The following is an 8,057-nucleotide window of genomic DNA, read 5'->3' as shown; positions in this document are numbered from 1 at the left end:
AAGGACATCATCAAGTCGACGCTGCGCATCAAGCAGACGCACGCCGGCTCCTGGTCCTGCAACTCCGGTGACGTCCAGGTCAAGACCATCGGCAAGGACCTGCCGCGCAACATCACCTGGAACAACCAGCCCGCCTGGGGCGTCCTCGTGGACTCCTCCGGCGAGTCCTTCGGCGGCCGCAACTGCCCGATGGACAGTGCCGGACTCGTCGAGTTCTCGGTCACGAGCGCCATCAAGAACGCCGTCGCCGACGAATGGGGCAGCTGGTCCTTCGTCCTGACCTCGAAGTCGAACGCGGTCGACACCTCGTGGCGCAAGTTCGACCCGAACTCCGCGCGTGTGTCGACGTACTACAACACGCTTCCCACGCGGCCGACACTGACGATCGACCCCTCCCTCCCCTGTGCGGGCGGCATCATCGGCACCACCGACGAGATCGTCCTGAACGCCTCGAAGTTCACGGACGCCGAGAAGGACGACCTCGACGTCGAGTTCAGGTGGGCCCAGAACGGCAAGCCGGCCAAGACCGTGACGCGCAACGCCAGCAGCGGCGGCACCGCCCAGCTGCGCATCCCCGCCGGCACGACCCTGCCGTCCGCCACCTTCTGGTACGAGGCGATCGTCAAGGACAGCGTCGGCAACAGCCCGCGCGCCGGCCGCTGCTACTTCACCTACGATTACACCGGTCCGAAGAACCCGCCGAAGGTCAGCTCGGCGCAGTGGCCCGAGAACGTCAGCAAGGGCTGCACGCCCGACCTGCCGGCGGGCACCCCCTGCGCGAAGCCCGCGCGGACGACCGGCTCGTTCACCTTCGCGGCCAACCCCGCCCCGGACGAGACCAACGACATCACCGAGTACATCTGGTGGACCGACTACGACACCAAGGAGAAGTCGGCCAAGCCCACCGCGACCGGCGGTTCGGTCACCGTCAGCGTCAAGCCGATGAGCAACGGCCCCCAGTACCTGTACGTGCGCAGCGAGGACGCGGCCAACAACCGCTCGCGGGTGAAGGCGTACCTGTTCATCCCGTCGCGTTCGGACAAGCGCGACAAGCTCGGCGACCTGAACGGCGACGACCTGGTCGACCTCGTCACGCTCGACCCGGGTTCCGGCACGCTGTGGTCCTACCCGAGCCGTACTGACGGCACCTTCGGCGCCGGCGAGGCGGCCAAGGACGAGTCCTTCGCCTCCGCCACGGTCTCCGTGGGTGGCAGCTGGGACGACGACGACTACTACGAGGACCTCGTCTCCCTGCAGCCCGCGGCCGACGACCCCAGCACCTACGAGCTGTGGGCCTACCGGGGCAACGGCGGCGGCAAGCTCCTCACCAATGACAACGACCGGCAGCACCTGACGATCGCCGTCAACAACTGCTACACCCCCGGCGACCCCATGTGCGACAACCACTGGGCCAAGGGCGCCGAGATCGTCTCCGTGCCCAGCCTCAGCGACGACGACGGAGCGCCCTACGGCGGCCCCGACGACGTGATCGACGAGCGGGACTTCCCCGACCTGCTGGTCAAGGAGGGCGCCAACCTCTGGCTCTACCTCGGCTCGCGCACCAGCGGCATGCTGGACAGCTTCAGCGCCCCCATCGCGCTCGGCAACGCCGACTGGCAGGACATGACGATCATGACCCCGGGCGACCTGAACAAGGACGGCCTCCCGGAGATCTGGGCCCGTGACAAGGTCAAGGGCACCATCCACCAGTACACGAGCAAGCGCGCCACCACGCCCGGACAGGGCAACGTCCTGGCCGACCTCACCGTCTACGGCGACCCCGCGGTCCGCCAGACCTCCATCGCCACCGGCTTCAAGGCCGCCGACGTTCCCCACCTGTCGACCACCGGCGACTTCGAGAACGACGGCCGCGCCGACCTCTGGTCGCGCGACGGCTCCGGCCGCACCTACGTGTACTCCGGCGTCTACTCCGGCCAGGTGCCCGTCGAGGGCCAGTCCTTCAAGGCCGCCCGCTACGTCGCCACCACCGGCTACGACTGGGCCGACTGCAAGCCCTTCGCGCTTGCCTCGGGCAGCGGCACCGTCGACCTCTGTGGTCCCATCCGCGGCAAGTACGAGGCCCTGGGCGGCGAGGCCGTCTTCGGCAAGCCGACCTCCGGCGTGACCACCGTCAGCGACGGCGGACGGTACGTCAACTTCGCGCAGCCCGGCACCACCGCCACCGACCGCGCCATCTCCTGGAGCAAGACCACCGGAGCCTGGTCCGTCGCCAACAGCCTGTTCGTCAAGTGGAACAGCATGGGGCGGGAGACCGGTGCCCTCGGTTACCCGACCTCGGACCGGCAGGTCACGAACGTCGACGGAGGCGACTTCGTGACGTTCAGCAAGGCCGGGGCTCCCAGCGCCATCTACGGCAAGCCCGGCCTCGGCCCCTTCGCCATCCGCGGTGCGGTCTACCGGAAGTACGTCGCCCTCGGCGGTGTGCAGAAGTACGGCTACCCGACCGGCGACGAGACGCCCATCGGGGCCAACCACTACCAGGACTTCCGTCGCCTGGTCAGCAGCGGGAGCAACGCCTCCTTCTACTGGAGCAGCGCCACGGGCGCCTGGCCGGTCATCGGCAGCATCCGCACCCACTGGCTGAGCGCCGGCGGTCCCACCGGCAGCCTCGGCTTCCCCACGTCGCGGGAGTACGCCGTGCTGGGCGGCCGGCGCACCGACTTCCAGAACGGATACGTCCGCTGGTACCGCGAGAGCGGTCACGCCGCGAGCCACGCGTGGCAGGACCGCACGATGCACCTCCGCACGGACCTCGCCGGCGACTACGACGGGGACGGCAGGACGGACGTCCTCACCGCCTACGACTACGACAAGATGACCACCGGGCTCTACGCCGCCAAGGCCGGCGCCGACGGCGGACACAACCCGCCGCAGGAGTACTGGAGCGCCGACGCCGGCGAATTCGACCACGCCCGCACCCAGTGGGCCTCGGGCGACTTCAACGGGGACGGCCGGGACGACGTCGTGGGCTTCTACGGCTACGGGGACGGCAGCGTCGCCGCCTGGTCGTTCGTGACCCAGGCCGCGGGGCCGCCGGCCACGCTGAAGAGCGTGGCCCTGGCCACCGGATGGAACTGGGCCCTGGGCACCCCGCTGACGGGCGACGTCAACGGGGACGGCCGGGACGACCTGGTCTTCGTGTACAACTACGGCAACGGCGTCACGGGCGTCTTCCGTTCGCTGGCGCGTGCCGACGGCACCTTCGAGGACCCCGTCCTCTCGTACAAGTCCCCTTCGGGGTACTGGTGGTCGGAGAACGTCCGCTACACGATGGGCGACACGAACGGTGACGGGCGCGACGACCTCGTCGGCCTCTACAGCTTCGCGTCGGGAGCCGCCGGGCTCTACACCTTCGCCGCGAAGGCGGACGGCTCCGTGGACGCCCCGGTGCGGTCGTGGAACGTCGCGTCCGGCCCCTGGGAGCGCGACCGGACCAAGCTGACCAGCGCCGACTTCGACAAGGACGGCCGCGACGACCTCGCGGTCATGTACGGGTACGACGACGGCCGGGCGGAGTTCCGCGTCTTCCACGCCCGTGCCGGCGGCGGCTTCGACACCTTCGTCACCCCGTGGTCCCGCCCGGCCGGCCACTGGGTGACGGCGAACACGGGCAACCTGCTCCCCGGGGACGTGAACGGCGACGGGCGGCCCGACGTCACCGTGTCCTACAACTACGGCAGCGGTGAGACCCGCGTCTTCACCTTCCAGGGGAACGCGGCGGGAACGGTCGACTCGCCGATGCCCTCGTGGTACGCCCGCCCGGGCACCTGGTGACGTGACGTCCACGGCCTGACCGCATGACCAGGGCCGCACCCCAGCCGGGGGTGCGGCCCTTCGCGCGTCCCCGTGGAGGGAGCGGCGGACCGCGTCTTCCCGAAGGAGAAGGAGGGGGTCACCGCCAGGGCGGGCGGATGCCCAGGTGGCGCAGGGCGGAGGCCGCCGCGCCCGCGCCGGACATGCCGTGGGCGCCGGGGCCGGGCGGGGTGGCGGCGGAGCAGAGGTAGACGCCCGGCAGACCGGTGGCGTAGGGGTCGAGGGCGGGGCGGGCGCCGAGGACGAGCTGGGGGACGGTCTTGGCGCCCGTCAGGATGTCGCCGCCGGCGAAGTTCGGGTTGGCGGCGGCGAAGTCGGACGGGCGGGTGACCCGCGTGCCGACGATCCGGTCGCGGACGCCGGGCGCGAACTGTTCGAGGCGGGCGAGGATCGCGTCGGTGGCGTCGCCGTCGTAGCCGTGGGGCACGTGGGCGTACGTCCACACCGGGTGGACGTCGCCGGCGGAGCGGGTGGGGTCGGCGAGGTACTGCTGGCCGACCAGGACGAAGGGGCGCTCGGGCATCCGGCCGTCCGTCACGTCCCGTTCGGCGCGGACGACCTCGGCGAGCGGGCCGCCCAGGTGGACGGTGCCGGCGCGGCGGGCGGCCTCCGCCCGCCAGGGCACGCCGCCCTCGACGGCGAGGTCGACCTTGAAGGCGCCGGGGCCGCGCCGGAAGCGGCGGTAGGCGGCGGCCGTCCGGGACGGCAGCAGGTCGCCGTACACCCCGGCGGCCTGCGCGGGGTCGAGGTCGAGGAGGGTGAGGTCGGCGGGCGGCAGCTGGGTGCGGTCGGTGATCCTGACTCCCGTCTCGATCCGGCCGCCGTGGGCGCGGAGCGCGGCGGCGAGGGCGTCGGTGATGGCCCGGGAGCCGCCCTCGGCGACGGCCCAGCCGGCCGCGTGTCCGGCGGTGAGGATGCCGAGGCCGATGGCCGAGCTGAAGGGCTCGGTCAGCGGGCGGTACGCGTGGGCCGCGACGCCCGCCCACAGCGCGCGGGCGCCCGGCGTGCGGAAGAGCCGGGCGAGGGCGGCGGCGGGCAGCACGGTCGGCAGGCCGAAGCGGGCCAGGAGCAGCGGGTGGTCGGGGAGCCGGAGCAGTGGGCCCATGACGTCGGTGGAGAGGGCCTCCCAACGGCGTACGGAGGGGGCGAGCAGGGCCCGGTAGCGGGCGGCGTCGGCGCCGAGGCCGGCGGCGGTCTCGGTGACGGAGCGGTACAGGACGGCGGCGGTGCCGTCGTCGAGGGGGTGGGCGCAGTCGATCTCGGGGAGCCGCCAGGTCAGCCCGTGCCGGTCGAGGCGGAGGTGGCGGAGGGCGGGCGAGGCGACGGCGAGGGGGTGGACGGCCGAGCAGTGGTCGTGGAGGAGCCCGGGCAGGATCGCCTCGTCGGTGCGGGTGCCGCCGCCGATGGTCTCCGCGGCCTCCAGGACCGTGACCTCGACGCCGGCCTCGGCGAGCAGGGCGCCGGCCGCGAGCCCGTTGGGGCCCGCGCCGACGACGACGGCGGTCGGGACGGAACCGGCGGGGCGGGCGGGGCGCGGGTGCGTGCTGCTCATGGGGCGAGTCTGCCGAAAGGCTCTCGGCGCGCGCACACCGGGTCAGCCGGTGACGATGCCGGCCACCAGGTTGATCGCGGTGGCGAGGATGCTGGCGCCGAAGACGTACGAGAGGAGGCAGTGGCGCAGGACGACCGCCCGGATCCCGGGGTCCGAGACGTTCGTGTCCGAGACCTGGTACGTCATGCCGAGGTTGTAGGAGAAGTACAGGAAGTCGGTGTACCGGGGCCGGTCGCGGGAGTTGAAGTCGATGCCGCCCTCGGGCGGGCGGTGGTAGAGGTAGGCGTACCGGGTGGCGTACATGAGGTGGAGCGCCGCCCAGGCCATGAAGACGCCCCACAGGGCCGTCGCGGCGGCGGCGCGGTCGTAGCCGGAGTCGACGAGGAGCAGGGCGACGATGGCGACGAGCCCGCAGAGGGCCGCTCCGACCACCGCCAGTTCCTCGACGACCGGCCGGAACTCCTCGCGCCGCAGGTTGCGGCGGGTGGTGGTGGCGTCCATCGGCCAGAGCACGATCCAGCCGGTGACGACGAAGAAGGTCTCGGCCACGGCGATCCCGGCGAGGATGCCGAGCGCGGTGTCGGCGAGGGCGCCGGTGGCGGTCCCCGCGGCGGCGCCGAGGACGGCGGCGCCGGTGAGCCGGGGGACCGCGTACCGCCACGACCAGGCGTGGAGGCCGGTCATGAGCCGAGGACGACCACGGCCTCGTCCGTGTACGCGAAGAAGGTCAGGGTCTCGTGGAGGTACAGCTCCACGGTGTCGGCGTCGTGCCGGGTGTAGCCGATGGAGACGTCCTGGCCGAGGCGGAGTTCGAAGTCGCCGCCGCGGGTGGAGAGCACGAGGCCGCCCTTGAGGGCGGGGGCCCAGATCGGGGGGCCGTCGAGCATGCGGGCGAGGTGGGCGGCGACGGGGTAGCCGTGGTCGGAGGTCTCGCTGACGGACCGGTACTCGTCGGCGCCGAGGAGCAGGGCGTACGGGCCGTCGACGCCGGCCAGCCGTAGGGCGGTGAGGGCGCGGCTGACGGCGTCGGGGTAGTCGGGGGGTTCGACGGGGAGCGCGACGGCCGGGTTGGAGGAGGAGGCGCGCAGGCCGCGGACGCCGGCGGCGGCGTAGCCGTCGAAGACGGTGCGGTCCTCGGCGAGGGCGAGGGTGCGGGCGGCGTCCTTGACGGGCTGCCAGTCGGAGTCCTTGGCGCCGCGTTCGACGTCGTCGACGGCGGAGCGGTCGACGGTGAAGGGGACGAAGAGCTCGACCAGCGGGCGGGCCTCGCGCAGCCGGGCGCGGACGCCGTGGGCGGGGGCTTCGAGTTCGGTGAGGTGGCCGGTGCCGACGGCGGCGAGTCCGGCGCCGCCGGGGTCGGGCACGTCGACGACGCGGCGGCCGGCGACGTTGCGGCGGAAGGTGCGGCGGGCCTCCTCCTCGATCTCGGTCCACGCGGCGGGGGTGACGGGGGCGAGTTCGCGGTGCAGGTTGCTGGTGGGGGCGGGCGTGCCGGGGAGGCTGGTCATGACGCCGGGACTCCTTTCAGGCTGCCGATGCCCAGGGAGGGCCCCGGGTGGACGGCTTCGGCGGGCACGGGCTCGGGGGCGCTCCGCAGGGCCTCTTCCCGGGCGGCTCCCGGGGCGGGGAGGTCGTCGAGGAGGGTGGCGCTCGGGACGAAGAAGAGGCCCCCGGTGACGGCGGTGGAGAAGTCGAGGATGCGGTCGGTGGTGCCGGGCGGGTCGCCGAGGAACATGTTGCGGAGCATCCGCTCGGTGACGGCCGGGGTGCGGGAGTAGCCGATGAAGTAGGTGCCGAACTCGGCGGTGCCGAGCCGTCCGAAGGGCATGTTCTGGCGGACGATCCGCTGTTCCTCGCCGTCCTCGTCCTCGACGGTGTTGAGGGCGACGTGCGAGTCGGGCGGTTTGACGTCGTCGGGGAGTTCGACGTTGTCGGCCTTGGAACGGCCGATGACGCGCTCCTGCTCCTCGGTGGGGAGGGCGTTCCAGGCGGTGAGGTCGTGGAGGTACTTCTGGACGACGACGTAGCTGCCGCCGCGGAAGTCCGGGTCCTCGTCGGCGACGAGGACGGCGCCGGCGGCGTCGGGCCCGGTGGGGTTCTCGCTGCCGTCGACGAAGCCGAGCAGGTCGCGGTCGTCGAAGTAGGTGAAGCCGTGCACCTCGTCGACGACGGTGACGGCGTCCCCGAAGCCGTCGAGGACGAGCCGGGCCAGCTCGAAGCAGAGGTCGGCGCGGCGGGCCCGCAGGTGGAGGAGCAGGTCGCCGGGGGTGGCGGGGGCCCGGTGCCGGGGGCCCTGGAGCGGGGTGAAGGGGTGCAGCTCGCGGGGGCGGGGGCCGCCGGCCAGCCGGTCCCAGGCGTCGGAGGCGATGCCCGCGACGCAGGCGAGGGCGTCGTCGCGGGCGCGGAAGGCGACGGAGCGGGTCAGTCCGGACAGCCCCTGGAGCCCTTCGCGTACCTCGGTCTCGCGGCCGGGCGCGACGGTGAGGGTGAGGAAGAGGGCGGCCTTGGTGGGCGGGCCGAGGACGAGCTGGGGGACGGGCTGGGGGACGGCCATGCGACTCCCGTCGGACGAAAAGGACGGATGACAAGAACGGACGACGGCAAGGACGGCGGGCGGCGAGTACCGCGACGGCGAGGGCGGACGATCACAGACGATAAGGAAAAAGGGTGG

At 72.7% G+C, this 8,057-nt stretch carries 5 protein-coding genes; 1 reads left to right on the top strand and 4 read right to left on the bottom strand.

Features of this window, described 5'->3' with window-relative positions; all coding sequences use genetic code 11:
* Positions 1–3,795: FG-GAP-like repeat-containing protein (locus ACF1ED_RS33960; RefSeq protein ID WP_391767175.1), on the top strand; the 3,795-nt coding region annotated here is incomplete at its 5' end.
* Between the two features lie 118 nt (positions 3,796–3,913).
* On the opposite strand, the gene ACF1ED_RS33955 is transcribed toward ACF1ED_RS33960, so the two are convergent.
* From ACF1ED_RS33955 to ACF1ED_RS33940, 4 genes are read right to left on the bottom strand one after another with little or no spacing between them, the layout of a single operon-like run.
* The gene (locus ACF1ED_RS33955; RefSeq protein ID WP_391767173.1) at positions 3,914–5,386 is read right to left on the bottom strand and encodes a phytoene desaturase family protein; all 1,473 of its coding nucleotides are present in this window, start codon (positions 5,384–5,386) and stop codon (positions 3,914–3,916) included.
* 42 nt (positions 5,387–5,428) lie between these two features.
* Positions 5,429–6,070 carry a DUF1345 domain-containing protein gene (locus tag ACF1ED_RS33950; protein WP_391767171.1) on the bottom strand — a complete coding sequence of 214 codons (642 nt, stop codon included), beginning with the start codon at positions 6,068–6,070 and terminating at the stop codon, positions 5,429–5,431.
* On the bottom strand, positions 6,067–6,894 hold the full coding sequence (locus ACF1ED_RS33945) for a family 1 encapsulin nanocompartment shell protein (protein ID WP_391767169.1): 828 nt from the start codon (positions 6,892–6,894) through the stop codon (positions 6,067–6,069). The genes ACF1ED_RS33950 and ACF1ED_RS33945 overlap by 4 nt, the downstream gene beginning before the upstream one ends.
* Positions 6,891–7,940, bottom strand: coding sequence for a Dyp-type peroxidase (locus ACF1ED_RS33940; protein ID WP_391767167.1), 1,050 nt, complete (start codon positions 7,938–7,940; stop codon positions 6,891–6,893). The genes ACF1ED_RS33945 and ACF1ED_RS33940 overlap by 4 nt, the downstream gene beginning before the upstream one ends.
* Positions 7,941–8,057: the final 117 nt, after the last annotated feature.

Origin of the sequence: Streptomyces sp. NPDC014656, assembly GCF_043084305.1 — a bacterium.
In the GTDB taxonomy this organism is placed as follows: domain Bacteria; phylum Actinomycetota; class Actinomycetes; order Streptomycetales; family Streptomycetaceae; genus Streptomyces.
Note: the sequence above shows the minus strand (reverse complement) of the source record. Positions and strands in the feature narration are given on the sequence as shown.

Excerpts from the sequence above, each read along its gene's own strand:
- ACF1ED_RS33950 (WP_391767171.1), bottom strand. The coding sequence starts at position 6,070 with ATGACCGGCCTCCACGCCTGGTCGTGGCGGTACGCGGTCCCCCGGCTC.
- ACF1ED_RS33945 (WP_391767169.1), bottom strand. The coding sequence starts at position 6,894 with ATGACCAGCCTCCCCGGCACGCCCGCCCCCACCAGCAACCTGCACCGC.
- ACF1ED_RS33940 (WP_391767167.1), bottom strand. The coding sequence starts at position 7,940 with ATGGCCGTCCCCCAGCCCGTCCCCCAGCTCGTCCTCGGCCCGCCCACC.
- ACF1ED_RS33955 (WP_391767173.1), bottom strand. The coding sequence starts at position 5,386 with ATGAGCAGCACGCACCCGCGCCCCGCCCGCCCCGCCGGTTCCGTCCCG.